At 61.8% G+C, this 26,595-nt stretch carries 26 protein-coding genes, 1 tRNA gene and 1 pseudogene; 13 read left to right on the top strand and 15 right to left on the bottom strand.

The annotated features are described in order from the left end of the window. A pseudogene (locus AC0JZ4_RS18260) lies at positions 1-872 on the bottom strand (hypothetical protein); the annotation flags it as partial. 306 nt (positions 873-1,178) lie between these two features. On the opposite strand from AC0JZ4_RS18260, the gene blaOXA reads away from it, so the two are divergent. Then, a complete protein-coding gene (gene blaOXA / locus AC0JZ4_RS18255; protein ID WP_471887728.1) occupies positions 1,179-2,000 on the top strand; it encodes a class D beta-lactamase in 822 nt (273 codons plus the stop codon). An 8-nt stretch (positions 2,001-2,008) separates the two neighbouring features. On the opposite strand, the gene AC0JZ4_RS18250 is transcribed toward blaOXA, so the two are convergent. Then, a complete protein-coding gene (locus AC0JZ4_RS18250; protein WP_471887727.1) occupies positions 2,009-2,212 on the bottom strand; it encodes a hypothetical protein in 204 nt (67 codons plus the stop codon). A gap of 139 nt (positions 2,213-2,351) precedes the next feature. After that, positions 2,352-3,140, bottom strand: a complete 789-nt coding sequence (locus AC0JZ4_RS18245) for an SDR family oxidoreductase (RefSeq protein WP_471887726.1) — start codon at positions 3,138-3,140, stop codon at positions 2,352-2,354. Between the two features lie 431 nt (positions 3,141-3,571). Between AC0JZ4_RS18245 and AC0JZ4_RS18240 the strand changes: the two genes are divergently transcribed. The 3 genes from AC0JZ4_RS18240 (at position 3,572) to AC0JZ4_RS18230 (ending at position 6,946) form a co-directional block, all read left to right on the top strand. After that, a complete protein-coding gene (locus tag AC0JZ4_RS18240) occupies positions 3,572-5,236 on the top strand; it encodes an electron transfer flavoprotein-ubiquinone oxidoreductase (RefSeq protein ID WP_471887725.1) in 1,665 nt (554 codons plus the stop codon). Between the two features lie 232 nt (positions 5,237-5,468). Beyond that, a complete protein-coding gene (locus AC0JZ4_RS18235) occupies positions 5,469-6,212 on the top strand; it encodes a pentapeptide repeat-containing protein (protein WP_471887724.1) in 744 nt (247 codons plus the stop codon). A 122-nt stretch (positions 6,213-6,334) separates the two neighbouring features. Continuing rightward, complete coding sequence (locus AC0JZ4_RS18230) at positions 6,335-6,946, top strand: L,D-transpeptidase (protein ID WP_471887723.1); 612 nt, start codon at positions 6,335-6,337, stop codon at positions 6,944-6,946. A 59-nt stretch (positions 6,947-7,005) separates the two neighbouring features. Here the strand turns inward: AC0JZ4_RS18230 and AC0JZ4_RS18225 are convergent, their stop codons facing one another. Then, positions 7,006-7,437, bottom strand: coding sequence for a DoxX family protein (locus AC0JZ4_RS18225; RefSeq protein WP_471887722.1), 432 nt, complete (start codon positions 7,435-7,437; stop codon positions 7,006-7,008). Positions 7,438-7,530: 93 nt separating this feature from the next. After that, a complete protein-coding gene (locus AC0JZ4_RS18220; protein WP_471887721.1) occupies positions 7,531-8,547 on the bottom strand; it encodes a zinc-binding alcohol dehydrogenase family protein in 1,017 nt (338 codons plus the stop codon). A gap of 115 nt (positions 8,548-8,662) precedes the next feature. Here AC0JZ4_RS18220 and AC0JZ4_RS18215 point away from each other — a divergent pair, with 115 nt between their 5' ends. Continuing rightward, positions 8,663-9,058 carry a winged helix-turn-helix transcriptional regulator gene (locus tag AC0JZ4_RS18215; RefSeq protein ID WP_471887720.1) on the top strand — a complete coding sequence of 132 codons (396 nt, stop codon included), beginning with the start codon at positions 8,663-8,665 and terminating at the stop codon, positions 9,056-9,058. A gap of 22 nt (positions 9,059-9,080) precedes the next feature. Here AC0JZ4_RS18215 and AC0JZ4_RS18210 read toward each other — a convergent pair whose 3' ends face one another. Then, on the bottom strand, positions 9,081-10,301 hold the full coding sequence (locus AC0JZ4_RS18210) for an MFS transporter (RefSeq protein WP_471887719.1): 1,221 nt from the start codon (positions 10,299-10,301) through the stop codon (positions 9,081-9,083). A 253-nt stretch (positions 10,302-10,554) separates the two neighbouring features. Between AC0JZ4_RS18210 and AC0JZ4_RS18205 the strand changes: the two genes are divergently transcribed. Continuing rightward, positions 10,555-11,493 (top strand): diacylglycerol/lipid kinase family protein, encoded by a 939-nt coding sequence (locus tag AC0JZ4_RS18205; RefSeq protein ID WP_471887718.1) that lies wholly within the window; start codon positions 10,555-10,557, stop codon positions 11,491-11,493. Between the two features lie 46 nt (positions 11,494-11,539). Here AC0JZ4_RS18205 and AC0JZ4_RS18200 read toward each other — a convergent pair whose 3' ends face one another. Together AC0JZ4_RS18200 and AC0JZ4_RS18195 are read right to left on the bottom strand one after the other, a co-directional pair. Beyond that, on the bottom strand, positions 11,540-13,852 hold the full coding sequence (locus tag AC0JZ4_RS18200; protein WP_471887717.1) for a mechanosensitive ion channel family protein: 2,313 nt from the start codon (positions 13,850-13,852) through the stop codon (positions 11,540-11,542). Between the two features lie 128 nt (positions 13,853-13,980). Continuing rightward, positions 13,981-15,312: a glutamine synthetase family protein gene (locus tag AC0JZ4_RS18195; RefSeq protein ID WP_471887716.1), complete on the bottom strand. Its 1,332-nt coding sequence runs from the start codon at positions 15,310-15,312 to the stop codon at positions 13,981-13,983. Between the two features lie 81 nt (positions 15,313-15,393). Between AC0JZ4_RS18195 and AC0JZ4_RS18190 the strand changes: the two genes are divergently transcribed. Next, positions 15,394-16,779 carry an aspartate aminotransferase family protein gene (locus AC0JZ4_RS18190; RefSeq protein WP_471887715.1) on the top strand — a complete coding sequence of 462 codons (1,386 nt, stop codon included), beginning with the start codon at positions 15,394-15,396 and terminating at the stop codon, positions 16,777-16,779. 44 nt (positions 16,780-16,823) lie between these two features. On the opposite strand, the gene vapC is transcribed toward AC0JZ4_RS18190, so the two are convergent. The 5 genes from vapC to AC0JZ4_RS18165 form a co-directional block, all read right to left on the bottom strand. After that, the gene (vapC, locus tag AC0JZ4_RS18185) at positions 16,824-17,213 is read right to left on the bottom strand and encodes a type II toxin-antitoxin system VapC family toxin (protein ID WP_471887714.1); all 390 of its coding nucleotides are present in this window, start codon (positions 17,211-17,213) and stop codon (positions 16,824-16,826) included. Further along, positions 17,210-17,440 carry a type II toxin-antitoxin system VapB family antitoxin gene (locus AC0JZ4_RS18180; RefSeq protein ID WP_471887713.1) on the bottom strand — a complete coding sequence of 77 codons (231 nt, stop codon included), beginning with the start codon at positions 17,438-17,440 and terminating at the stop codon, positions 17,210-17,212. The genes vapC and AC0JZ4_RS18180 overlap by 4 nt, the downstream gene beginning before the upstream one ends. Before the next feature lie 60 nt (positions 17,441-17,500). Next, complete coding sequence (gene amn / locus AC0JZ4_RS18175) at positions 17,501-19,003, bottom strand: AMP nucleosidase (RefSeq protein WP_471887712.1); 1,503 nt, start codon at positions 19,001-19,003, stop codon at positions 17,501-17,503. 106 nt (positions 19,004-19,109) lie between these two features. Further along, positions 19,110-19,274 (bottom strand): hypothetical protein, encoded by a 165-nt coding sequence (locus AC0JZ4_RS18170; protein ID WP_471887711.1) that lies wholly within the window; start codon positions 19,272-19,274, stop codon positions 19,110-19,112. A 192-nt stretch (positions 19,275-19,466) separates the two neighbouring features. After that, positions 19,467-19,784: a DUF2147 domain-containing protein gene (locus tag AC0JZ4_RS18165; protein WP_471887936.1), complete on the bottom strand. Its 318-nt coding sequence runs from the start codon at positions 19,782-19,784 to the stop codon at positions 19,467-19,469. A 537-nt stretch (positions 19,785-20,321) separates the two neighbouring features. Between AC0JZ4_RS18165 and AC0JZ4_RS18160 the strand changes: the two genes are divergently transcribed. After that, a complete protein-coding gene (locus tag AC0JZ4_RS18160) occupies positions 20,322-20,588 on the top strand; it encodes an SEL1-like repeat protein (RefSeq protein ID WP_471887710.1) in 267 nt (88 codons plus the stop codon). 465 nt (positions 20,589-21,053) lie between these two features. Then, positions 21,054-21,914 carry an SDR family oxidoreductase gene (locus AC0JZ4_RS18155; protein ID WP_471887709.1) on the top strand — a complete coding sequence of 287 codons (861 nt, stop codon included), beginning with the start codon at positions 21,054-21,056 and terminating at the stop codon, positions 21,912-21,914. 62 nt (positions 21,915-21,976) lie between these two features. On the opposite strand, the gene AC0JZ4_RS18150 is transcribed toward AC0JZ4_RS18155, so the two are convergent. Further along, on the bottom strand, positions 21,977-23,086 hold the full coding sequence (locus AC0JZ4_RS18150) for a pyridoxal phosphate-dependent aminotransferase (protein WP_471887708.1): 1,110 nt from the start codon (positions 23,084-23,086) through the stop codon (positions 21,977-21,979). 214 nt (positions 23,087-23,300) lie between these two features. Between AC0JZ4_RS18150 and AC0JZ4_RS18145 the strand changes: the two genes are divergently transcribed. Next, positions 23,301-23,582 (top strand): sunset domain-containing protein, encoded by a 282-nt coding sequence (locus AC0JZ4_RS18145; protein ID WP_471887707.1) that lies wholly within the window; start codon positions 23,301-23,303, stop codon positions 23,580-23,582. A gap of 19 nt (positions 23,583-23,601) precedes the next feature. Here AC0JZ4_RS18145 and AC0JZ4_RS18140 read toward each other — a convergent pair whose 3' ends face one another. Further along, entirely contained in the window at positions 23,602-23,958 is a 357-nt protein-coding gene (locus AC0JZ4_RS18140) for a PilZ domain-containing protein (RefSeq protein WP_471887706.1), read from the bottom strand. Positions 23,959-24,206: 248 nt separating this feature from the next. On the opposite strand from AC0JZ4_RS18140, the gene AC0JZ4_RS18135 reads away from it, so the two are divergent. The 3 genes from AC0JZ4_RS18135 to AC0JZ4_RS18125 all read left to right on the top strand — a co-directional run bounded on the left by AC0JZ4_RS18135 (position 24,207) and on the right by AC0JZ4_RS18125 (position 26,487). Beyond that, positions 24,207-25,424: an NAD(P)/FAD-dependent oxidoreductase gene (locus tag AC0JZ4_RS18135; protein WP_471887705.1), complete on the top strand. Its 1,218-nt coding sequence runs from the start codon at positions 24,207-24,209 to the stop codon at positions 25,422-25,424. 45 nt (positions 25,425-25,469) lie between these two features. Continuing rightward, a complete protein-coding gene (locus tag AC0JZ4_RS18130) occupies positions 25,470-26,270 on the top strand; it encodes an HpcH/HpaI aldolase family protein (RefSeq protein ID WP_471887704.1) in 801 nt (266 codons plus the stop codon). A 126-nt stretch (positions 26,271-26,396) separates the two neighbouring features. Beyond that, a tRNA-Ser gene (locus AC0JZ4_RS18125) sits at positions 26,397-26,487 on the top strand. The last annotated feature ends 108 nt before the right edge of the window (positions 26,488-26,595 follow it).

The raw sequence follows: 26,595 nt of genomic DNA, 5'->3' as shown, positions 1-26,595 counted from the left end.
GCCCGAGCATCGGCCGAGGTGCCGGCCTGCCGCTCGCGGATTTCCGCAAGACCGGACAGGAACGGCGTGACATAGTCGCGGACGGCTTCGCTTTCGCCTGCAACAGCCGCTGTCCCATCGGCAGCGCTCGGTGCAGGGGAGGCAGCAACCGGTGCCGGCGCGGTCTGCGCCGGCTTATCCGCGGCGGTCTCGCCGGATACCGGCGTGGGCTGTGCCGGTGCCGGTGCTGATGCCTGCTCCGGCGTCTGTTCCGCAGGTGTGGTCTCCTCGGACGGGGGCGTCTGAGCAGACCCGTCGGCGGTCGCGTCGTCCGCCGGCGCAGGTGTTTCCGATCCCTCCGACGCGCCGGTGGAAGGAGTGGTCTCCGCGGTGGCGTCGGCGCCTGACGGAGGCTGCGGTGTCGCTGCCTGTGGTTCCTCTACCGGCGTAGCGGCCTGCTCGTTGGCAGGATTGGAGCTTTCTCCTGCTGCATCCGGCTCCGGTGCCGTCGTTTCCGTTTCTGTCTGCGCGTTGGCGGAAGGTGCCGTCGCGGCCGGGGCTTCCGTTTCTTCCTGCGGCGGCTGTGGTGCCGCTGCCTGCGGTTCCTCGGCTACGGGCGCAACAGGTTCGCCGGCGGGCGCCGCAGCCTCGGTCGTTGCGTCCGGTTCGCCGGAATTGACGGTCTCAGATGGCGGCATTTGATCGTAGGTACCGTCGTCGGCATCGCCGGGCTCTTCGTCGTAGATCGGGTCCGCTGCGCTGCTGTTGTCAGCCTGTGCCGGCGCGGTTTCGCTTGCCGACTGGCTGTCGGCGGAAGGCTGGCTGCCGGAGGAGGGCTGGCTGCCGCTGCTGCCTCCCTGGAAAATGCCATCGAGAATCAAATTACGCTCCATCAATACGGTTTCGGGAGGCGCCTTTACTTTTCTCGGATTTACGTCCGGTCAAATTTAAAAAGACAAATAAATTCAATATTTAACCATCTAAAATGTGACTATGTAGAATGTTTTCGGTGCAGCTATTTCCTTGGGTTGAAGAAGTGTTTCCGAGTAAAAAAATCTGCTTCCCCCGGTTGTCTTTTGGGGCTGAGCTTGAGGAATTGTTCGGCTGTAGCCAATTTTTCTGACCTGCCGACGTCCGCCACGGTTTTGCCGTTTCGATATTTTTTATGCGGCTCGATAGTAAAAAATGGAGCCTCGAACGTGATTTACGCCCGTCGTCTCGCCGGATCGCTTGCTGCCGCGATTGTAGCCGTCATTGCCAATGCCGCATTGGCCACGGCCGCAGAACCCGTCCGCTGCACCGTGGTGTTGGATGTGGCGAGCGGCGAGGCGCTCCATCGTCAGGGGAATTGCGGCGAAGGCTTCTATCCGCAATCGACCTTCAAGCTGCCGCTGGCGATGATGGGCTATGACGCCGGTATCCTGACTGACGCCAACACGCCGCGTTGGGACTATCAGGCGAAGTTCAACCGCTCGAAGCGCGAACAGAAGGCGACGGACCCGACGATCTGGGAACGCGACTCGATCGTCTGGTATTCGCAGGAGATCACCCGCCGTCTCGGACGGGAACAGTTTGCCGATTATGTGCGCCGCTTCGACTACGGCAATCGGGATGTCAAAGGCGGACCGGGCGGCACGGACGGGCTGACGGAATCCTGGCTCAGTTCGACGCTGAAGATTTCGCCGGATCAGCAGGTGGATTTCCTCCGCCGCTTCATGACCGGCAAGCTGCCGATTTCCGAAAACGCGTTGCAGAGGACGAAGGAAATCGTGCCGACGTTCAAGGCTGCTGATGGCTGGACCATTCACGGCAAGACCGGTGCCGGCTCGCTTCGCGGGCAAAACGGCAGGCTGGATCGTAACCAGCCGCTAGGCTGGTTCGTCGGCTGGGCGGAGAGGCGTGGGCGTCAGGTCGTGTTCGCCCGCCTGCTCGTCGATACGGTGCCGCATGCCGAAACCCCGATCAGCTTCACCGTCCGCGACGGGCTGATTGCCGATATTCCCGGTCTGATCCGGGAATAGTCATGGTCCTACAGGCGGAAGCGTCGCGATGCCCAGATGATCACGACGCCGATCGCCGATGTCGCCAGACCCCAGAAGACCCATGGTGTCTGATTGATCATGAAGCTGGAGCGCGGATAGGGGAAATGGCCGGTACCCTGGCCGATCCAGACAAGCCCGGTCACCACGACAAGCGTGCCGAAAATTCCGAGCGCGAGCCGCAAGAGGCGCATCCTGATCTCCCTTCGGTTTATTCCCGTGGAGATATGGCGCGCGGACCATTCGGCAATCCATCGCCGGACCGGGGCTGAAACGAAAGAAGCCCGGCAGCGATGCCGGGCCTCCATGGATACGATGTGGGGCGTCGTTCGATCAGAGCGAGCGGGCAGCACCGCCATCGACGCGCAGCATCGTGCCGGTGATGTAGCCTGCCGGTTCCGAGCAGAGGAAGGCGCCGGCCGCGCCGAATTCCTCCACCGTGCCGAGGCGGCCGGCGGGGATCGTCTTGACCGAAGCTTCGCGAACGTCTTCGAGGCTCTTGCCGAGGCGCTTGGCGTTGGCGCCGTCGAGTTCGACGATGCGGTCCGTCAGGATACGGCCGGGCAGCAGCAGGTTGGCGGTGACGCCGGTGCCGGCGACTTCGCTTGCCAGCGTCTTGTTCCAGCCGGCCAGCGCGCCGCGCAGCGTGTTCGACAGGGCAAGGTTGCCGATCGGCTCGATGACGCCGGAGGAGGCGACAGTCAGGATACGGCCCCAGCCCTGTTCCTGCATCTGCGGCAGAAGCGCATTGGTCAGCGTGATCACGCGCAGCACCATCGACTGGAAGAACTGGTCGAGCTTGTCGGCACTCATGTCGGTCGTGCCGCCCGGCGTCGGACCGCCGGTATTGTTGACCAGGATATCGATGCCGCCGAGCTTTTCCTTGACGGCCGCGATCATCGTCTCGACGAAATTCTCTTCGCCGAGGTCACCCCAGACCCATTCCGCCTTGCCCTTGCCCAGTGCATTGATCTCCTTGCAGTTTTCCGCAAGCTTTTCGCCCGAGCGGCCGACCAGGAGAACATGGGCGCCCTCGTTTGCAAGCGCTGTAGCGATGCCGAGGCCGAGACCGCGCGAAGAGGCGAGCACCAGCGCCCGCTTGCCAGAAATTCCAAGATCCATGTCGTTCTCCTTGAGGCATTGAATTGAGGCGTCGAATTCGTCGCAGCGTTTATAGCCCCTGTTGCCGACATTGGAAGCCCGAAGCCGCATTCCGGTCATCCGCCGTCGCGCCTCTGGCGTCATGCGCAAGGCGGACAAGCGGCCATCTGCCGCAACGGCAAAACGACACTTGGCATTCTCTCCGTTTTGAAATTACCACGGCCGGATATCAGAAGCGTCTTGCCAGTCATCAGGTTGTATGACAACGACTTGCGCAGGAGGAATGCAAGTTAATTTGACGTTGACGTAAACGTTAGATAATTTGCGGATAAAGGCATGGCTATCCCCGGATCGGGCAGTGGGTGTCGCATCCCGCGCTCGACAACATCCCTGGCATTTGCCAAGGAGAAGACGAACAAAAAGGGGATACCGCCCAGGCGGAGGCATTTGGAATGAGCGAGACAATGGAACTTCCCGAACGCGAATCGATGGAATTCGATGTCGTGATCGTCGGCGCCGGCCCCGCGGGCCTTTCGGCGGCGATCCGGCTGAAACAGGTCAATCCCGATCTGACCGTCGTGGTGCTGGAGAAGGGGGCCGAAGTCGGCGCCCACATTCTCTCCGGCGCGGTGGTCGACCCGGTCGGCATCGACGCGCTTCTGCCTGACTGGCGCGAGGACGAAAGCCATCCTTTCAAGACCGAGGTGACCGACGACCAGTTCCTGTTCCTCGGCCCCGCCGGCTCCGTCCGCCTGCCGAACTTCGCCATGCCGCCCTTGATGAGCAATCACGGCAAATACATCGTCTCGCTCGGCAATGTCTGTCGATGGCTCGGCGCCAAGGCCGAGGAACTCGGCGTCGAGATCTATCCCGGCTTTGCCGCATCGGAAGTGCTGTATGACGACGAGGGCCGCGTCATCGGTGTCGCGACCGGCGACATGGGCATCGAGAAGAACGGCGAGCCGGGACCGAACTATACGCGCGGCATGGCGCTGCTCGGCAAGTATACGCTGATCGGCGAGGGTGTGCGCGGTTCGCTGGCCAAGCAGCTGATCGCCAGGTTCGATCTTTCGAGCGATCGCGACGTCCAGAAATTCGGCATCGGCATCAAGGAACTGTGGCAGGTCAAGCCCGAGAACCATAAGCCGGGCCTCGTGCAGCATTCTTTCGGCTGGCCGCTCGACATGAAGACCGGTGGCGGTTCCTTCCTTTATCATCTGGAAGACAATCTCGTCGCCGTCGGCTTCGTTCTGCACCTGAATTACAAGAACCCCTATCTCTTCCCCTTCGAGGAGTTCCAGCGGTTCAAGACCCATCCGGCGATCGCCCCGACCTTCGAGGGTGCCAAGCGCATCTCCTACGGCGCGCGTGCGATCACCGAAGGCGGTTACCAGTCGGTGCCGAAACTGTCCTTCCCCGGCGGCGCGCTGATCGGCTGTTCGGCCGGCTTCGTCAACGTGCCGCGCATCAAGGGCAGCCATAACGCGGTGTTTTCCGGCATTCTGGCAGCCGACAAGATTGCCGCCGCGATCGCCGATGGCCGCGCCAATGACGAGCCGGTCGAGATCGAGAACGCATGGCGCGACGGACCGATCGGCAAGGACCTCAAGCTTGTCCGCAACGTCAAGCCGCTGTGGTCGAAGTTCGGCACGATCCTCGGCATCCCGCTTGGTGGCCTCGACATGTGGACCAACCAGTTGTTCGGCTTCTCGCTGTTCGGCACGCTCAAGCACGGCAAGACCGATGCGGAAAGCCTCGAACCGGCGGCCAAGCACACGAAGATCGATTATCCGAAGCCGGATGGCGTTCTGACCTTCGATCGCCTGTCCTCGGTCTTTCTGTCCAACACCAACCATGAGGAGGACCAGCCGGTCCATCTCAAGGTGAGGGATATGGAACTGCAGAAAAAATCCGAGCACGACATCTTTGCCGGCCCCTCGGCCCGCTACTGTCCGGCCGGGGTCTATGAGTGGCGCGAGCAGGATGGCGAGGAGGTCTACGTGATCAACGCGCAGAACTGCGTCCATTGCAAGACCTGTGATATCAAGGACCCCAACCAGAACATCAACTGGGTTCCGCCGCAGGGTGGCGAAGGTCCGGTCTATCCGAACATGTGACGGCTCGCTCTGCCCCGGCACTTTCGCCGGGGCGGGCAGCCCGCGCCGGGCCGGCCGGACGCAGCTTTGTGGGCGGCAAGATCACGGCTATCGGCATGCTCTGGTGAAACCGCCATCCATTCCTATATGTGATCACATCTGGTTGATGGGCCCATCCCTTTCGCATGGCAGGAAAGGGTAATAGGCTGATTACAAGCCGTTACAGAGACGGATGAACCCCATAGGTTGCCTCGTGTTGCATAGTCGCAAGATATCCTTCGCCAAGCCGTCTATTCAGGACGCGCTTCTGCGTGCCGTATTCGCAGCTTCGCTGACTGCCCTGATCGGGCTTTTTGCCACGGAGCAGACACTCGCTGCCGAATGCCGCAGCGATCCGCGCGCCGGCATCGACTGGAGCGGCTGCAAGAAGCGGCTGCTGATGCTCGACAACAGCAATTTCGAGGGTGCCAACCTCTCCGGCGCCGATTTCAGCATGACGGACCTGAGCCGCACGGACATCAGCAAGGCGAATTTCAACAAGACCATGCTGGTGCGCGCCTCGCTGGCGGAAGCCAAGGCGGAGGGGACGAATTTCGAGCGGGCGGAAGGCTATCGCAGCAATCTGTCCGGCATCGTTGCGACCGGCGCGAGCTTCATATCCGCCGAGATGCAGCGCTCCAATTTCTCCAGTGCCGATCTGCGCAATACCGATTTCACCAAGGCCGAGCTTGGCCGTGCGATCTTCTACAAGGCGAAGCTGGAGAACACCCGCTTTGCCATGGTCAACCTGTCGCGTGCGACCTTCCATAATGTCGAGATCAGCGGCCAGGTGGATTTCGCCAACGCCTTCCTGTTCCTTACCCGGATCGAGGGTGTCGATTTGTCCGCCGCCACGGGACTGACCCAGGATCAGGTGACGCTGGCCTGCGGTGACGAGACGACGAAACTGCCGGCGGGCCTGCAGACGCCAGCGGAATGGCCTTGCCCGGACGAGTGAGCCGGCGACGGATGCAAACGCAAATGTTACCGAATTGGGCAATGCAACTGCCGCTGTTAGTGAAGCATTAACCATAAAGTCCTTAGCTTGCGTCATTATTTCGACGCATCAAGGACACGATCATGCCGATTTCACGCCGCGGCCTTCTGGCCGGCCTGCCACTTCTGCTGGCGGGTTGCGCATCGACCTATAACGAGCAGCAAAATTACGCGGCCCTTCCGGGCGAGGACTTTCCGCTGCGCCAGGTGCCGATCGACAAGATCAAGCCCGAACTGCGCCGCCAGCAGGTCGCCTATGCCGGCAACTACGCGCCGGGTACGGTCGTGGTCGATACGCCGTCGCGTCGTGCCTATTTCATCCTCGGCGGTGGCCAGGCGATCCGCTACGGCGTCGGCGTCGGCCGCGCCGGTCTGGCGCTTTCCGGCAATGCCTATGTCGGCCGCAAGGCCGAATGGCCGACCTGGACGCCAACCGCCAACATGCAGCGCCGCGAAGAGCGCTACCGCAAGCTTGCCGGCGGCATGCCGGGTGGTCCCAACAACCCGCTGGGCGCCCGCGCCATGTATCTCTACCGTGGCGGTAACGATACGATGTTCCGCCTGCACGGCACCAACCAGCCGGAATCGATCGGCCTTGCGATGTCGAGTGGCTGCATCCGCTTCATGAACCACGATGTCATCGATCTTTATAGCCGCGTCGAAGTCGGCGCCAGGGTCGTCGTCATACAGGCCTGATCGCACAACCGATCACGTCTCAGAACGCCCGCCGTTTCAGCCACGGCGGGTTTTCTGTTTCAGCGCATGGCCGGCTGCCGCGATTTCCACGCGACAACCATCAGGCCGCCGATGACGGTGATATGCTCCATCACCACATGGAATTCGATGGTGCGGAACGGTTCCTCCATCGTCCAGAAATGGTGGACGAGCGGGATGGTGAGCGCAGTGAACACCCCGAGTGCCCCGGCGCCCAGCCATGTCCAGCGGTTGAGGATGACGAGGATCGAGCCGCCGAGCTGGGTGATGATGGTCGCAATATTGAAGGCGACGGCTGGCTCCAGGCCGAAATGCGCCATTTCCGCCACGCCGCCCTGAAAGTCGATAAGCTTGGAAAGCCCGCTGCCCCAGAAACCGAAGGTCAGCACGATGCGTGCCAGATAGCCGAACCAGCTCGAGCCGGTCAGCGCTTCGATCGGGTTGCCGAAGGATGATGTTTGAGATGACGCCATGATTGCCCCCATGGTTGACGGGGACAATCATAGCGCGAAAATTATCGTTTGGTAAGTATTGCGCGAGCCTTTTGCGGCACGCCCTACATACCGTCAGAAGCCGGAAAGAACGATCTTGCCGCGCGTCCGGTGGCTTTCGATCATGCCATGCGCCGTCTTCAGGTTGGCGGCGTTGATGGTGCCCAGAGTTTCGGTCATCGTCGTCTTGATCCGGCCGGCATCGACCAGTTCGGCCACATGGTTGAGGAGCTTGTGCTGCTCGATCATGTCGGCGGTCTGGAACAGCGGCCGGGTGAACATCAGTTCCCAATGCACCGACAGCGCCTTCAGCTTGAAGGGGCGCAGGTCGAACGGGTCCTGCGGATCGTCGATCAATGTCAGTCGCCCCTGCGGTGCCAGAAGCTCGACGATGTCGGCAGCATGCTCGTCCGTATGGGTGGTGGAAAAGACGAAGGCGGGTGCGCCGATCGCCATCTGCTGCAATTGCGGCGCCATCGGCTTAGAGTGGTCGAGTGCGTGATGGGCGCCGAGTGTCTTGACCCAGTCCATCGTTTCCGGCCGCGACGCCGTACCGATCACGGTTGCATCGGACAGTTCGCGCAGAAGCTGGATGGCGATCGAGCCGACGCCGCCGGCACCGCCGATCACCAGCACTGCGTTCCAGGCGCCGGTGATCTTGTCCTGCACCTTCATCCTGTGGAACAGCGCCTCATAGGCGGTGATCGCGGTCAGGGGCAGGGCGGCAGCCTCCTCGAAGCTGAGCGTCTTCGGCTTCTTTCCAACGATCCGTTCGTCGACCAGGTGGAACTCGGCATTGGTGCCTGGGCGGTTGATCGTGCCGGCGTAATAGACCTCGTCGCCCGGCTTGAACAGCTTGACGTCCGGCCCGACGGCCTTGACCACGCCGGCGGCATCATAGCCCAGGATACGGTGCTGGCCCGCCTCCACGGCAGCCGAGGCGCGCACCTTGGTGTCGACCGGATTGACCGAGACCGCCCTGATCTCGACCAGCAGGTCTCGCCCCGTGGCTTCCGGCACCGGCAGCTCTATATCGAGAAGAGATGTGTCGCTGGTGATGGGCTGGGGCTGGTTGAAACCGACGGCGCGCATGATTGTCTCCTTCATTGCGTTGCTGAATGCCTAAATGGCGCCTATGCTCCTTCAAGGCAAGAATGCACATTTTGGGCCTATAGTACCCAAAAGGATACCGTGGAAGGATCGGCTGATGTCCAAGCCGCGCGCAAAACTGATCGAACATTTTCCCGGATGCCCGGTTGAAGCGACGCTGAGCTTCATCGATGGCAAGTGGAAGGGCGTCATCCTCCATCATCTTCTGGAGGAGGGGACGCTGCGCTTCAACGCGCTGCGCCGCCACATTCCCTCGGTCACGCAGCGCGTGCTGACCAAGCAGCTGCGCGAACTGGAGGATGACGGGCTGATCAGCCGCAAGGTCTATCCCGTCGTGCCGCCGCGGGTCGAGTATGCGGTAACGCCGCTCGGCCTCAGCATCGAGCCGGTCATCGCGGCGCTGCGTGCCTGGGGCGCCGAGCATGTCGCCTGCGAAGGCGGTCGCCAGACGATCCTTCAGCCCAAGCAAAAGGCCGCCTCGAGGGCGGCCTGAACTGGTCGATCGAAGGGCACGTTTACCGGGCCGCCTTTTTCTCCAGTGCCATGGAGATGAAGAACACGCCAAGCCCGAGGGCGGAGAGGACCGCGCCGACATAACCGGTTGCGGCATAGCCCCAGCCCCAGGAGATCACGAGGCCGCCGAGCGCCGCGCCAAGGGCGTTGGCGATGTTGAATGCCGAATGGTTGGAGGCGGCGGCAAGCGTCTGCGCATCCGCGGCCACATCCATCAGCCGCGTCTGCAGCGCCGGGCCGCAGGCAAAGCCGCAGCCGACCAGGAAGACGGTGATGTAGAGCATGACCGGGATATGCGCGAACGTGGCAAAGACCAGCATGACGATTGTATAGAAGGCCATCGAGCCGCCGATCGTGCCGGTCAGCGAGATATCGGCCAGTCGCGAGCCGACGATATTGCCGACATTCATGCCGATGCCGAACAGTGCCAGCACGAAGGCCACCTGCGTGGCGGGCAGGCCGGCCGTCTGGGTTGTCGTCGAGGCGATATAGCTGAATACCGAGAACATGCCGCCGAAGCCGATTGCGGCGATCCCGAGCGTCAGCCACACCTGCGTCTTGCCGAACGCGCCGAGTTCGCTGCGAATGCTGGCGCCTTCGCGCACCTTGTCCTTCGGCTTGAAATACCAGACGAGCGCCACGGTCAGAAGGCCGATGCCGCCGACCAGATAGAAGGCGGCGCGCCATGACAGCATCTGCCCCATGAACGTGGCAAGCGGTGTGCCGAGAAGCGTGGCGACAGTGAGGCCCAGCATGACGCGGCCGACGGCCCGCGTCCGCTTGTTCGGCGGCACCATGGATGCGGCCACCAGCGAGGCGACACCGAAATAGGCGCCATGCGGCAGACCGGTGATGAACCGCAGGATGGTAAAGCTCCAGAAGTCCGGCGCCATGGCGGAGAGAATGTTGCCGACGGCGAACACGCCCATCAGCCACAAAAGCAGAGTACGGCGTGGCAGTTTGGCCGAAAGCACCGCAATGATCGGCGCACCGATGACGACGCCAAGCGCATAGGCGCTGATCACATAGCCCGCCATCGGGATGGAGACGTCGAAGGTCGATGCGACATCGGGCAACAGCCCCATGATGACGAATTCGCCGGTGCCGATACCGAAGCCGCCGACGGCGAGCGCGAACTCGATCAGGAGGATGGCGAATGGCGTGAGGGATTGATGCTCGGCCGCAGGCTGCGCGGCATCGATCGAGGGTGCGCTATGGGTCATGATGTCGGATCTTAAAAAGAAAATCGGATTGGCGGCGTCCGGTTCATGGGAGAAATTGACCGCCGGAACGCCGAAGACTGCGATGAAATTAGCATGTCATTGTGCAATGCGGTAGAAAAAGAATGGATTTCGTCAAATTTTCACACGCCGCCCGCATATCTCGTGCCTGCCCCATTGATCGCGGCGATAAAGGCAACCATTTCCTCCATCAGTCGTTTTCACGCCGCCCTATTGCTCCTTATCCAGGTATTCGATGAACCTTTACGCAGTTTTCAACCGCGATGGCGGCACCTTCCGCACCACCGACATGGACGCCTATTGTGCCCATGCGCTGCGGGCGTTCGAAGGTGCCGGCCATGAGATCGAGTGCCATGTCGTGCCGGGCGACAAGGTCGTCGAGACGATGGAGAAGGCGGCATCCCTATCCGGCGTCGATGGGCTGATTGCCGGCGGCGGTGATGGCACGATTTCGGCGGCATCCTCGATCGCCTGGAAGAGCGGTATCGCGCTCGGCATCGTACCGGCCGGCACGATGAACCTGTTTGCCCGTTCGTTGAAGATCCCGCTCGACATCTGGGAGGCGATCGACTTTCTCGCCAAGGCCAGCCCGCGCGATGTCGACATCGCCAGCGCCAACGGCCGCAGTTTCGTCCACCAGTTCTCCGCCGGGCTGCATGCGCGCATGGTGCGCTATCGCAATTCCATGAGCTACGCCTCAAGGCTCGGCAAGATCCGCGCCAGCACCCGTGCGGCGATCGGCGTGATGCTCAATCCGCCGGAATTCGAGGTGGAATTCAATACAGGCGATCAGAGTGGCTATCGCAAGGTCTCGGCGATTTCGGTGTCGAACAACGAGTTCGGCCAGGATGCGCTGATGTATGCCGACGATGTGACCCGCGGCCATCTCGGCTTCTACATCGCCGATCCGCTGACGCCGGCGGGCGTCGCCAAGCTCACCCTCGATATCCTGCGCGGCCGACTGAAGGACAATGAGGCGGTAACGGCGATGACCGTGACCGAGCTGGAACTGCATTTTCCCCGCCATCGCAAGGATGTCCGCTGCGTCATCGACGGCGAGCTTCTGCCGATGGAACGGGATATCCTGCTGAAAATCCATGCCGGCGAGTTGAAGGTTCTCGTCGACCAGATACCGCAGAAGGAGATCGTCGAGCGGGACGGGAGCGGGATTTGATCTCTGCCCTAAGAGCGTTTTCTAGTTAAATTGAAACGCTCTAAGATCAGGCAGACACCGCTGGCGCCAGAGGTGGAATATAGGATGCCGCAGCAGCGTCATCTGCGGCGCCGTCTCCCCGAGACCGGACTGTGACCGCATTCGAGGCGAACTCAAGCCCGGCGGTCTTGCAGGCGGCGATCAGCCGCTTTATCGCCTCGCGCTTGATGATGCTTGGATTGCCGGGCACGCTAGTGAATTTGAAGCGCACGACGATCGAGTTCTCGGTGATGTCCTGAATACCCTGCATCTTTAGCGGTACGAGAAAATCGGTGCCGAATTCCGGGTCGGCCAGCATTGCGATCCCGACCTTTTTGGCCGTCTTTCGGATGAGTTCGGGGTCGCTGTCTCGCTCGAATTTGAGCTGGAACTTGATCGTTCCCCAGTCGCGACTGAAATTGCTGACCGAGGTGATCTGCCCGAAGGGCACGGTATGGATCGGCCCATTGTGGTGGCGAAGCCGAACCGAGCGTATGGCGATCTGTTCCACCGTACCCTGCTGGCTGCCGGTGCTGATATATTCGCCTATACGGAACGCGTCCTCGGCAATGAAGAAAATGCCGGACACGATGTCCTTCACCAGCGCCTGTGAGCCGAATGACAGGGCAAGACCCAGCACGCCGAAACCGGCCAGAAGCGGCGCCACATTGACGCCGAGTGCGCTAAGGATAACCAGTGAACCGACGGCCAGGACAGCGCCGAGAGCGAGGTTGCGGACCACCGGCATGGCCGTGGACAAACGGCTCGTCTGGCGTTTCTCGGCCTGATCCTCATGGCCGGGCAGCATGACGGCTGGCGAGGGGGCGAGTGCTTCCGAATAATTCCAGATGAAGCTCGCGATCGCCCAGCTTGCCACCACGGCGAAACTCAGCCTCTCGAGCCAAAGTATCCAGCTTGTCGCATCCGCCGCCTGTCCGCCCATGAAGGGCGCCCATATGGTGGTGATCAGATGCAGACCACCGATCCAGACGGCACCGGCGCATAATACCTTGAGGCTTGCCAGCAGCGAGGCGGCAAGTCCCGCGCCGTGGGTCCGCTCGTAGTTGCGGCCGATATTCTCCACCAGCGCATGCGCGCCGAGCGCCATGATCGGCAGGGCGAGCAACGCCATCTGCGTCGAGCCTGCCGCAAAGATCCAGCGCATGCTGTTTGGCGTGCCTGCAAACAGCACGCAGATCAGCCACAGTACGAGCGCCGTCGCCACATAGAACTCCGGGAGTAGATTGCCGGCCACGCGACGCACGATGCCGGGATTGCCGCCGATGAAGGCCGACCGGATATCGTTGCGCCCGCCAATGAACCAGAAGAGTTTAAGCAGAGTGAGCAGCGTGTTGCCGGTCAGGAACCAGCCGTCGATGATCAGCCGGTCTATGCCGAGCTCATCGGCAAGACGGGCCATTTCGGCAAGGGCGGCGCTGATCAACCCGTAGGTCACGAGCATGCGGAAGTGCCATTCGGGACGGCTTATCGGCAAGAGGCTCTGTCCGTCCCTGTTGGTCTTGAACAAAAGCCTTGCAAGCGTGACGTAGAGCGCTGCAACGACAGAGGCCGTGACGATGCCACGCACCATCCGCTCTGTGATGGTGCCGGGTGTCTCCAGCGTGTCGAGTGCGAACCGAGTGACGAGCAGGAAAAAGCCGATCGAAGCGAGATCTCCGACCATCCGCCTCAGGCTTTGTCCGGCAATCCCGATGAGGGGTGAGTGTGCGGTGGCCCTGCGAGAGAATGTGATGCCGATCAGGTAGCGCAGGAGGAGCGTTAGCGTCGCTGCCGCACACAGGGTGGCGAGCGCAATCAGCAGGACACGCGTGCGATTGCTGCCTTCCCCGACGAGCCTGTCGTCGGCCATCGCCATGGCCTTGAACAATCCGCCGATACCCGAAAGCGCCGTTGTCCCGCCGCGCATGAACGCCGCGGAAAACTGGGTCCATTTCGCCATGCCCATATCCGTCGCCATCATTTCGGGCGTCGGCGTCATCGGGGCTGGGGGTGCCGGAGAGCCTGGTGAAATTGGCGAGACGGCTGCGGAAGCCGCAATCACGGGCGGCTGTGCGACACTGGCCTGCGTTGCAGCATTTAGAGAGGCACTTGGCTGCGCGAACGTGGCCGGTTTTGCCGCATCTGCCTGTCCGATCTCGATCTCCACGGGCCGCCCGCTGCGCGTGGCGAAATCGAGGATCTGCTCAACCTCGACACTGCTCTGGCCGGGACGGACGATGATTTTCAGCGGCGCGTCCTGGGCAAGCGTAGGACTGACCGATGCTGCCATGACGAAATTGGCGACAATACCCAAGCGAAGGAATGCGAAAATCATGCCCATGATCAACGTCCTCAGCGACACTGTCGCTTCCGTACAGACCGGTGCGACAAGCCGTACCTCGACTCTATATCAGGAGCGAAGGCTCAGGCGAAGAGCGATGATGGCGGGCGCGACTGCGCGCCGGCTTCTCAGAGCCGTGGCAGATAGGTCCTGTAGTCGAAATCGCTGACCGTGCGCAGATAGGCGATCGCTTCCTTGCGCTTCGTGTCGCCGTAAAGCTTGCGGTAGGCTTCGCCGAACACGTCGCGGATGAAGGGCGATGCCGAAAAATCCTCGACGGCGGTGAGGAAATCATGTGTCAGACGCTTCGTGCCTTCGGGCGGCTCCTGGCCGGGCTCCGTCGGCAGGCCCGGATCGAGCGTTTCTACAAGCCCAAGCAGCATGCCGCCCAGAATGGCGGTGAGCAGCAGGTAGGGGTTTGCATCCGCACCGGCGACGCGATGCTCGACACGGGCGGCCGGACCATTGGCGTCGGGAATACGAACGGCGGTGCCGCGATGTCCCAAGCCCCAGTCGATATCGACCGGCGCGAACGAACCCGGCTGGAAGCGGCGATAGGAATTGGCGAACGGCGCAAAGATCAGCTGCGCGTCGCGCATCGTCTGAAGCATGCCCGCCGTGACTGACCTGAGTTTGACCGGATCGCCGCCCTTCGGGTCGAGTATGTTGTTGCCGTCGCGGTCGATGATGCTGGCATGCACATGCAGGCCCGATCCCGCGTGGTCGCCATAGGGCTTGGCCATGCAGGTGGATTTCATCCCGAACTTGCGCGCCGCCTGTTCGGCGATCCGCTTCAGGTAGATGCAGTCATCGGCGGCAGCCAGGGCATCGGCCCGGTGCAGCAGATTGATCTCGAACTGGCCGGGGCCGAATTCCGCCGTCGTCGCATCGGCCGGGATATCCTGAAGCTTCGCCCAGTGGCGCACCGTCTGCAGGTAATCGTCGAGCGCATCGACGGCGCTCATGTCGTAGAGCTGGAAGCCGTTCGGCTCGTCGCGGTACATCAGTTTTTCCGGCGGGCGAGGGCGCCCCGTCTCGCGCCAGTCGTCCTGCACCACGTAGAATTCCAGCTCCGTCGCCACGACCGGCGTCAGCCCGCGCTCGTCGAATCGCTTGAGGAGATTGGCGAGGATGGCGCGCGGGTCCATGAAGCTGGGGCTGCCGTCCATCTCGTGCATCGTCGCCAGAACCTGGGTCGAACCCTCCGGTCCCCAGGGCATTGGTGCTGCCGAACGCGTGTCTGGAATGCACTGCCCGTCCGGATCGCCGATAGACAGGGAAAGCCCGGTAATGTCGTCGTTGTCGTCGCCCCAGATATCGAGCGACTGGGTGGAGGAGGGCAGGCGCACGGCGCCGTCCCAGACCTTCTTCTCTTTCGACTTCGGAATGCGTTTGCCGCGTAGATCCCCGTTCATGCCGACCAGCAGGATTTCGATATGGGGCTCAACGCGATCGGTCATGAAGCAGCATCTCTAAGGTTGCGGAACATCGTTCGTAACCGATAAGAATTGACCGCACAATCTGAGCCGCAGAATCTGAGAATGACGGAGAGCGATGCGATGAACGACAAGCCGGCGATTTCCAACCTTGCAGCCATCGACGCGGCCCATCACCTGCACCCTTTCTCCGACATGAAGGAGCTGAACGCCAAGGGCACCCGCATCATCGAGCGGGCCGATGGCGTCCATATCTACGATTCCACGGGCAAGAAATATCTCGATGCCTTCGCCGGCCTCTGGTGCGTCAATGTCGGCTATGGCCGCAAGTCGATTGCCGATGCGGCCTACAGGCAGATGCAGGAACTGCCCTATTACAATTCCTTCTTCGGCACCACGACGCCGCCGACCACGCTGCTGGCGCAGAAGATCGCCTCCAAGACCGGCGGCAAGATGAACCGCGTCTTCTTCACCAACTCCGGCTCGGAAGCGACCGATACCTGGTTCCGCATCGCCCGCGTCTACTGGAAGGCGCTCGGCAAGCCGGAAAAGATCCAGGTGATCGCCCGGAAAAACGCCTATCACGGCTCCACCGTCGCCGGTGCGTCGCTCGGCGGCATGAAGCACATGCACGAGCAGGGCAATCTGCCGATCGAGGGCGTGCACCATATCGGCCAGCCCTACTGGTATGCCGATGGCGGCGATCTTTCGCCCGCCGAATTCGGCCTCAAAATGGCCCGCGAACTGGACGCCAAGATCGACGAACTGGGCGAGGATCGTGTCGCCGCCTTCGTCGCCGAACCGATCCAGGGGGCGGGCGGCGTCATCATCCCGCCCGAAACCTACTGGCCGGAAATCGCCTGGATCTGCAAGGCCCGCAACATCCTGCTCGTCTCCGACGAAGTCATCTGCGGCTTTGGCCGCCTTGGCTCATGGTTTGGCTACCAGCATTTCGGCGTCGAGCCGGATCTCGCCCCGATCGCCAAGGGCCTGTCGTCGGGCTACCTTCCGATCGGCGGCGTGCTTGTCTCGGATCGCGTCGCCGACGTGATGATCAACGATTTCGGCGACTTCGCTCACGGCTTCACCTATTCCGGCCATCCGGTTGCCGCTGCCGCAGCATTGGAAAACCTCCGCATCATCGAGGAGGAAGGTCTGGTCGAGCGGGTGCGCGACGATATCGGGCCATATTTTGCCGATGCCTGGAAAAGCCTTGAGGATCACGCCGTTGTCGGCCAGGCGGAAAGCGTCGGCCTGATCGGCGGCCTGCAACTGGCGGCCGACAAATCCACCCGCCGGCGTTATGCCAAGCCGGACGATATCGGCTCGCTGGTGCGCAATCATTGCGTCGAGAACGGCCTGATCATGCGCGCCACCGGCGACCGCATGCTGGCCTCGCCGGCTCTGACGATCAGTCGGTCGGAAATCGACGAGGTGATCGGGAAGCTGCGCAACGCACTGGATCATTTGAGGGATACGGTGAGGGAGTAAATAGCTTCGCCAGGTGGTCCTCGCTGCCCTGACAAATATTTGTCTCAGGCCAGCCTCAGTCCCAGATGTTCCGCCATCGGCAGGTAATCCTTGTCGCGTTGTAAAAGGCTGTATCCGTGTTCGATACAGTAAGTCCCGATGATGAGGTCCGGCGTCTTGTTGATGGTGCGGCCGCGCTCGCGCAATGTTCTGTAGTTCGCGGCAGCCTTGAGTGCCAAGGCGGGAGACAACATTGACACAACCGGAAAATCTCGAAGATTCTGCTCTATCCAACGGGCCTGATGATTGTCGCGGGCGCCTTGGAGGACTTCGAGCAGGATGATATCTCCGACAAGGACGACGCCGCGCGGGATGAGCGATCGGAGCCGGGATGCCACATCCACGTCATCCTTCCGAAAAAGCGAGATCCAGACAGAGCTATCGGCGACGATCATTCGCCCTCCTGAAAGCCCCAGTTGCCATATCTCACAGAGTTACCTCGAGATAATTCGAGGTCACTATCCCAGCCTATACCTTCAAGATTGTCGATGGCTCGGAGTTGCTTTTTGATGCGCACGAAGTCGCGCAGAGCCTGATCGACCGTTGCCTTCTTGGTCGGCAAACCTCCAAGCTCCATTGCTTCGGCGATCAGTTCGTCATCCAATTCGATATTGGTACGCATATTCGCCTCGTGGTGTATGAAGTTTGCTTATCATACACCACGAAGAAAGCGCCTACAATGTCACTGGAAAGCCGTCTCGTAGAAGCTTCTGAGCTTGCGTGAGTGCAGCGTCTCGGTCGGCATGGCGGCGAGTTTCTGCACGGCGCGGATGCCGATCTGCAGGTGCTGGCTGACCTGGGTGCGGTAAAACGCGGTCGCCATGCCCGGCAGCTTCAGCTCGCCATGTAACGGCCGGTCGGAGACGCAGAGCAGCGTGCCATAAGGCACGCGGAAGCGGAAACCGTTGGCGGCGATGGTCGCCGACTCCATGTCGAGCGCGATGGCGCGCGACTGGGAGAGCCGCTTGACCGGCCCTGCCTGGTCGCGCAGTTCCCAGTTGCGGTTGTCGATCGTGGCCACCGTGCCGGTCCGCATGATCCGCTTAAGCTCGAAGCCCTCATAGCCGGTGACTTCCTCGACTGCGCTCTCCAGCGCCTGCTGCACTTCCGCCAAGGCCGGGATCGGCACCCAGACCGGCAGGTCATCGTCCAGCACATGATCTTCACGCACATAGGCATGGGCAAGAACATAGTCGCCAAGCCGCTGGCTGTTTCTCAGGCCCGCGCAATGGCCGACCATCAGCCAGGCATGCGGGCGCAGCACGGCGATATGGTCGGTGATCGTCTTGGCGTTGGAAGGGCCGACGCCGATATTGACGAGCGTGATCCCCGAGTGGTCGTCCTTCTTCAGGTGATAGGCCGGCATCTGCGGCATGCGGGTGATCGGTGTGGTCTCAGGCTTGTCGTTTCCGGCATAGGTCACGACATTGCCGGGCTCGACGAAAGCGGAGTAGCCTTCGCCGCCATCTGCCATCATCTTGCGCGCCCATGCCGCGAATTCGTCGATATAGAACTGGTAATTGGTGAACAGCACGAAATTCTGGAAATGTTCGGCACCCGTCGCCGTGTAGTGGCTGAGGCGGGCGAGCGAATAGTCGATGCGCTGCGCGGTAAACGGCGCAAGCGGTGCCGGCTCGCCGGCCGGCGCCTCGTATTCGCCATTCGCGATCAGATCGTCGGTATTGTTGAGATCCGGCGTATCGAAGAGGTCGCGCATCGGAATGTCAGCCATGGCGCTCGATGCCGACGCTTCCACATGCGCCCCTTCACCGAAGGCAAAATGCAGCGGGATTGGCGTCGTCGATTCCGATACGATCAGCGGAACACCATGGTTGCGGATCAGAAGGTCCAGCTGCTCGATCAGGTAATGGCGGAAGAGTGTTGGCCGGGTGACGGTCGTCGTATAGACGCCGGGCGAGGCCACATGGCCGTAGGAAAGACGCGAATCGGCATGCCCGAAGGATGTCGTCTCGATCGACACCTGCGGATAGAAGGCACGGTAGCGCCCGGCCACGGTGCCGCCCTTGGCCAGATCGCCGAAGGCGTCGATCAGGAAGGCGGTATTGCGCTCGTAAAGCACCGTCAGCGCATCCACGGCATCGACCGCATTGTCGAAGGCCTGCGGAGCGAAAGCCTCGGGGCTGATGAAGGAAAGCGGGGCGAGGGGAGAGATTCGTGTGTTCATGCGCCATTATAAGTAGAAGTTTCTGACAATCAAACGACGTCATCAACCGGCGCGCTCTCTGCCGCTCTGGCCAGTGCGTTTCAGCGCAGGCCTGCTCCGGTGTCCGTCAGATCGTGGCTGTGCAGCGGCCCAACTGAGTGCAACCGGTCTCGATACCGCTATGAACGCGAAGGTCCATCCGCGAAGGATGGGCGACGATCGCCGAAAAGCCGATGGCGAAGACCGCGACGATCAATGTGAAGATTGCGAAACGGCGTGCGATTGCGGACATGATCTACTCCCCGAAGCCAATGATGTCAGAATGGTGGCGAACGCCTGAACGATCCCTGAGGACAGGTTTCATCCGGCGTTCAGGGTGATTAACGGGGCCTGGCGCCTTTTATTCCAGCCTAAATCCAGCAAGCGGGAGGCAGGTCGCAAGACCTTCTCCCGCCGACGAGCCGGATCGATCAGAGCCGTGTCGTTAAAGTCTCGTCCATGTCTGCGTCCGGCACAGAACCTTCAGTACGCAGCCCTTCATCTTCAGGGCATTGCCCGTTACGGCACCCGAGCCGCTATAGGTCTTGTCGGTTTCGGGATCGGTGATCTCGCCGGCATAGGTTTCGCCGGAACCGGACATGCGGCCGATCTGCTTGCCCGCGTGCTTGCCGCTTTTCAGCGTGACGCAATAGGCCGATCCGCATTGGCCGATTTCGGCGGTCGCGCCGCTCTGGGTCTTCCATCGGCCTTCGATGGGTTCGGCGGCCTGCGCCGCAACCGCCATCATGGTCGCCGTCATCATCGTGATCGCCGCAATCGCGGCAAAAGCCTTCAGCATGAGATCCCTCCTCAGATCCGCATCATGGTCGGGCACCGCGCTGCCCTCCAGCAGCGAACGCCCGCCGGGAAAATTAGCTTACCGGCACGTAAAGGTAAAGTTGCGGCGTGCCCTAGAAACGAGGATCTGACGGCGCATTCAGCCATCGCCTGGCGGCGACTTTGCGCGCATCCATGAAACCACAAGCGAAAATCATGCTGAACAAAGGGTTTAGATCGAAATCCTAATGCTTCGTAAACAGAACGGCAAAACCCTTAACAGTCAGGGGCTGTGGTGCTTAACGAAAACTCAAATTTACGAAGCATTTGAACTTTGTTTTCCGCAAGTTAAGCATTCTTTTTAGCGGGATTTTTGAACCTTGGCTGCATATTGGGGTCATCAAACGAGCGGGAAAAACCGCCGGCCGGAAGGATCGACACAAGCCGCACAAGACGGCGATCCGGACGGTAATCAGACAGGGCAGAAGAACAAATAACGGTCTTTAAACAGGGATCACTACCGATGGCACGCTTTGAAATGACGACGTACGAAATGGCCACCATGGGTGGCGATGCCCGCGCAGAAGCTCTCTGCGACATGGGCCTGATGTATGCAACGGGCCGCGGGGTCGATATCGACCTCGTGTCCGCCCACAAATGGCTGAACATCGCTGCCATCAAGGGGTCCGACCGCGCCGCCGAACTGCGTGCCGACCTCACCCCTCAACTCAGCAAGATGCAGCTTGCCGAGGCCCTGCGTGCCGCCCGCGAATGGATGACGGTGCACTGAGCGGTCAAGCGCTCGAATGAATTCCCATCCGCCCCGAAAAGAGGGCGGAGCGACAAGACACTGTGGAGGGCGGGCCGCCAATGGCCCGACGACAATTCTGGACCGCGACCGGCAGGAACAAGGCCGGCGCGGTCTTTTGCTGTTCTCCCGGCCATCCAGCGGCCCGGTTCGCCAGCCGTGAAGGGCTACACGAGAACGTGCCCGCTTCGTGAACGGTGATTTTTCCCGCGGTTGCCAATTCTTTCCCGGCGGTGCGCACGACACTCTAAAGTGCCTGCTTTCCAAAAGAGAGTGAGTTGAGAATGGTGCGCGAGCTGCCGACCGTGGCCCACGGAAGGGAGCGCGCAAGGCCGGATCGTGACCTCACGGCATGGCCAGTTCAACACGGCAGACGTTCGCGCCCGGGAAAACCGCTTTCTCGCGACGAGAGCGGCTGTCTGCGGCAGATATCAGGGGAGCCCTATCATGGAAGACAAGTCCAGAACATCCGTCCTGTCGCGCAGGACGGTCCTTTCCGCGGCAGCAATCGCGCCGGCCGTTGTTGCCGCGGCATCCGCCGTGGGCGGCGGGCAGGCGCAGGCCCAGCAGTTCCAGACGGCGAACAGGGTGGCGATCGTCACCGGCTCGTCCCGCGGCATCGGTGCAGCGACGGCCAGAAGACTGGCGGCCGATGGGTTCAGGGTCGTCGTCAATTGCCGCGTCAACCGTGACCTGGCGGCCGGCGTCGTCAAGGAAATCGAGGCCGCCGGCGGCCAGGCCGTGTGGGAACAGGCCGATATCCGCGATCCGGCTGCCGTGCGGCGCCTGTTCGATGTGGCTGAGAGCAATTTCGGCGGCATCGATGTCGCGATCGCCAATGCCGGCGTGATGAACCTCGCACCTTTTAGCGAAATGACCGACGAAGCCTTCGACACGATGGTCGACACCAATGTGAAGGGCAGTTTCAATACGATGCGCGAGGCGGCGCGCCGTCTGCGTGAAGGCGGCCGGATCATCGCCACGTCGTCCAGCATCGTGCAACTGCGCTCGCCGACCTACGGGCCTTACGCGGCAAGCAAGGGGGCGATGGAAATCTATGCCAACATCCTCGCCAAGGAACTGGCCGGCAAGAAAATCTCCGTCAACGCGATCGCGCCGGGGCTTGTGGCGACCACGCTCTTCCTCGACGGCAAGACCGATGAACAGGTGGCCGGTTTTGCCAGCCGCACACCGCACGGGCGGATCGGCGAGCCAAGCGACATCGCCGGCGTCGTCGCCTTCCTGTGCAGCGAGGACGGTTGGTGGGTGAACGGCCAGACGCTCTATTCCAACGGCGGCGTCGTCTGACCGGAACACCGGCTATCGATAAGGGAAGAAGCCGGGCGCTTTGCAGCCCGGCTTGCCCGTCGTCAAAGCGTTTTCAGCACCTGCGGCAAGGCCGCTTCCAGAAGCGCCATGTCTGCCTCCGGCCCGGCGCTGATGCGGATGCAGCGGTTGAGCGGTTCGACCCCCGGCATGCGGATGAAGACGCCGTGGCCCAGCAGCCCCTCGACGATGGCGCGGGCATAAGCCGCGTCGCGGCCGCAATCGATGGCGACGAAATTGGTCGCCGATGGCAGGGCCTGCAGCCCGTTGGCGGCGGCGATACCTGAAATCCGGTCGCGCGATGCCACGATATTGGCCACCGTCTGGTCGAGATAGGCCCGGTCCTTCAGCGCTGCATGGGCCGCCGCAACCGCAATGCGGTTCATGCCGAAATGGTTGCGGATCTTGTCGAATGCCTTGGCCGTTCCGGCGGTCGTGATCGCGTAGCCGACGCGCGCGCCGGCAAGCCCATAAGCCTTGGAGAAGGTGCGTGTGCGGATGACATTCGGCATGTCGATCAAGGCATCGATCGGCGGTGCGGACCCTTCAGGCGCCGTTTCGCAATAGGCCTCGTCGAGGATCAGCAGCGTCGTTGCCGGCAGCGCCCGGGCAAAGGCGACGATATCGCCGGCATCCCACCAGCTGCCCATCGGATTGTCCGGGTTGGCGAAATAGACGAGCGGCGGGTTTTCGCGGCGCACTGCGTCGAGAAGGCCGTTGAGGTCTTCCCGGTCATTGGCGTAAGGCACGGTCACCAGCCTGCCGCCATGGCCGACGACATGGAAGTTGAAGGTCGGATAGGCGCCGAAGGAGGTCACCACCGGCATGCCGGGATCGATCACCAGGCGGACGATCTGGCCGAGCAGACTGTCGATGCCTTCGCCGATCGCAAGATTTTCAGCGCTGCAGCCGAGATGCGCGGCGAGTGTCGCCTTCAGGTCGAAATTTTCCGGGTCGGCATATTTCCACGTTCCCGTCGCGGCGAGCGAAATCGCTTCCAGCACGGAAGGGGCGGGGCCGAACCCGTTTTCATTGGCGCCGATCCGCGCCTTGACGGGGGAACCGCTCTTTCGCTCAAGGGCTTCCGGCCCGATGAAGGGCACGGTCGAGGGCAGCGAGGCAATAAGCGGTGTGAAGCGGGAAAAGGCAGTCATGTCAGGCGTGTCCGGTTTATAAAGCCGGCACACAATAGAAAGCTTTCGCTGCCGCGCAAGGGTGCGATTTGCCGTTCCGGCCCGCGGTGCGGATGGTTTTTCCACCGGGATTCGATTCGAGGACCTGTTTCGCTCATGAGGCGAAAATAGTGATCGGCACAACTTTAATGACTTGAGAGACTGCCGGTCAATCTTTGCCGTGCAGGATCGCGTGATGGGCAAGTTTCCGTTGATCGTCATCGCGGCGTCTGCCGCCAGCTTTCTCGCCACCGGCGGCCATGCGCTGTTTCCGGGGCTGGCAGGGCAATTGCAGGCAAGCGTCAGCCCGGCCTGCGTCATAAAAGGCAATGTCTCGATCAACTCGGGCGAACGCATCTACCACGTTCCCGGCCAGGAATATTATGACGCGACGAGGATCCGTCTGGAATATGGCGAGCGCTGGTTCTGCACGGAAGCGGATGCCCGCGCCGCCGGATGGCGGCGGGCAGGCCGCTGAACGCCGAAGGCTGCACGCCTCAATGGCTGGTTTCGAAACTCAGCCGGATGACGTGATGGAGGAATTCCGCATCGATCAGCATGTTGAAGCTGACCGTCACCTTCTCCTCCTCGCGGCGCACCACGGTGCAGCCGATCTCGTCGCGAATGCCGAGGATCGCGAGAAAGAAGTTCTTCGGCACCTGCACATGCGGGCTGATCTCCAGGTCTGCGCCTTGGAGCGAGATGGACCGGATCAGGCAGCGGATGCTCTGCCGCGTGCTCAGGTGATGGCCGACGATAACGATCTTGCCGGGTCGGTCGATGGTGAATTTTTCAAAGCGGCGCTCGGGTGCCGCGTGGTCCTGGCCTTCGTTCTGGTCTGTCACCGGCGCCATGTAATCCTCCTGATCCTCTCCCGCGGATGAGACTTTATTCCTGCTCCGCTGACGCATTCTGAAACGGAGAGGTAAATTTTTATCGATCTGCGCAATTCTTCACTACGCATCGGGAGATCGGAGCTGCCGGCGGAAGGATTGCCGGTTGCCATGTCGCGTTGTTGACGGCTCCGCGTCGCGACGATACCCGTAGGGCCGCCGTCTTTGGTGCTAAGCCTCTGATGGCGAGATTGGCATGGGAGTGACACGTGGCTGGCAGATTGGTGATCGTCGGGGCAGGGCAGGCGGGATTTGCGCTTGCCGCCAAATTGCGGGCGCTGAAGGACCAGCGGCCCATCACAATGATCGGCTCGGAGGATGTCATCCCCTACCAGCGGCCGCCGCTTTCGAAGAAATATCTGCTTGGCGAAATGAGCTTCGACCGCCTGACCTTTCGGCCGGAGACCTGGTTTGCCGACAATGACGTGGAAATCCGCCTTGCCACCTATGTCGAGGAAATCGACCGGGAAGCAAAGATGATCCGCATGCAGGACGGCTCCGTCCTCGAATACGAGACATTGGCGCTGACGACCGGCTCCACACCGCGCACCTTGCCGGCCAGCATCGGCGGCGATCTCGATGGCGTCTTCACCGTACGTGACAAGCGCGATGCCGATCGCCTGGCCGAGGAAATGAAGGAGGGCCGCAGGCTGCTCATCATCGGTGGCGGCTATATCGGCCTTGAAGCAGCCGCCGTCGCGCGCAGCCTCGGGCTCGACGTGACGCTCATCGAAATGGCCGACCGCATCCTCGCCCGTGTCGCCTCGAGCGAAACCGCCGACATCATGCGCGGCATCCACGATCAGCGCGGCGTGATGATTCGCGAGAAGACCGGCCTGACGCGCCTGATCGGTGACGACGGCAAGGTGCGCGCCGCCGAATTGTCCGATGGTTCGGTCATCGACATCGATTTCGTCATCGTCGGCATCGGCGTGACGCCGAACGACCGGCTGGCGCAGGAGTGCGGCATCGATGTTGGCAACGGCATACTCGTCGATGAATTCGCCCGCACCTCCGATCCTGCAATCTTCGCCATGGGCGATTGCGCCATGCTGCCCTGGGAGAACGGCCGTATCCGGCTCGAATCGGTGCAGAACGCCGTCGACCAGGCCGAATCGGTGGCTGCAACGCTTGCCGGCAGTATTGAACCCTATGCGCCAAAACCTTGGTTCTGGTCCGACCAGTATGACGTGAAGCTGCAGATCGCCGGCTTCAACCTCGGTTATGACGACACGCTGGTGCGCCCCGGTGCCCGCGAAGGTGCCGTTTCCGTCTGGTATTTCCGCGACGGGAGGCTGATCGCCGTCGATGCGATCAACGATGCCAAGGCCTATGTGACCGGCAAGAAGATGCTGGAAACCGGCATCAACCCGGACAGGGCGCTGCTGGCCGACCCCGCGACTGACCTCAAGCAGCTGCTAGGTTGACGGTTTTCCGACAGGATTTGAACACGAACCGGCATAGGAGGAGACATGCCCGCACCGAAAAACGCCTTCAAGGCAGCCATCAGGGCCGGCGAGCCGCAGATCGGCCTGTGGCTGAACACCGGCGAGGCGCTGCCGGCGGAACTGGCGGCCGGTGCCGGCTTCGACTGGCTGGTCATCGATTCGGAACACGGGCCGAACGACCTGCGCAGCATCATCGCGCAGCTGCGGGCCATCGCGCCGTCCGCTGCCGAACCGGTCGTACGCCCGCCATCGGGCGAAACCTGGTTCATCAAGCAGCTGCTCGATGCCGGCGCCCGCACGCTTCTCATTCCCATGGTCGATACGCCGGAACAGGCGCAGGCGCTGGTACAGGCTGTCCGATATCCGCCGCGCGGCACCCGCGGGCTGGGGGCAGCGGTCGCGCGTGCCTCCCTCTATAATGCGATCCCGGATTACGCGCAGACCGCCGCCGACGAGATCTGCCTCCTCGTCCAGGCCGAAACCCGCACCGCAGTAGCCAATATCGAGGCCATTGCCGCCATTGACGGTATCGACGGCGTCTTCATCGGCCCGGCCGACCTTTCCGCCGACCTCGGCTATCTGGGCCGAATCGAGGCGCCCGAAGTTCAGGACGTCATCGAATCGGCGCTGGGACGAATCATCGCCTCCGGCAAGCCGGCCGGCATCCTTACCTTCAGCGAGACGCTCAACCGTCGTTATCTTGAGCTCGGCGCGACATTCGTGGCCGTCGGCTCCGATGTCACGGAACTCTCCGTCACATTGAAGCGTCTGGCCTCCCGTTATGGCCGCGGCACCGGCAACCCGGTATCCGGCGCGGGCTACTGAACCGGCCATCTGCCCGGCAAAAGGAGGGCCGCCAAGTCCGGATCGGCGGCCTCTCCACATCCAGATTGCGTCTTTTTGCGAAAAGACCTTGCGTTGGCAATTCATTCGCAATAATCAGGCCGCACCGGAGAGGTGGCCGAGTGGTCGAAGGCGCTCCCCTGCTAAGGGAGTATACGTCAAAAGCGTATCGTGGGTTCGAATCCCATCCTCTCCGCCATTACCCAAAATCGACAGTCCCGATCGCTTCGTCAAAGCCATCCGCAATCGCTGGATGTTGCTCAAGAGTCACGCATTCCTGTGCGTGTATAGATCCAGCGCCGGCCAG

It is taken from the genome of [Rhizobium] kunmingense, assembly GCF_977018605.1.
The sequence above is the reverse complement of the archived record's forward strand: the minus strand, read 5'-3'. Positions and strand labels throughout refer to the sequence as shown.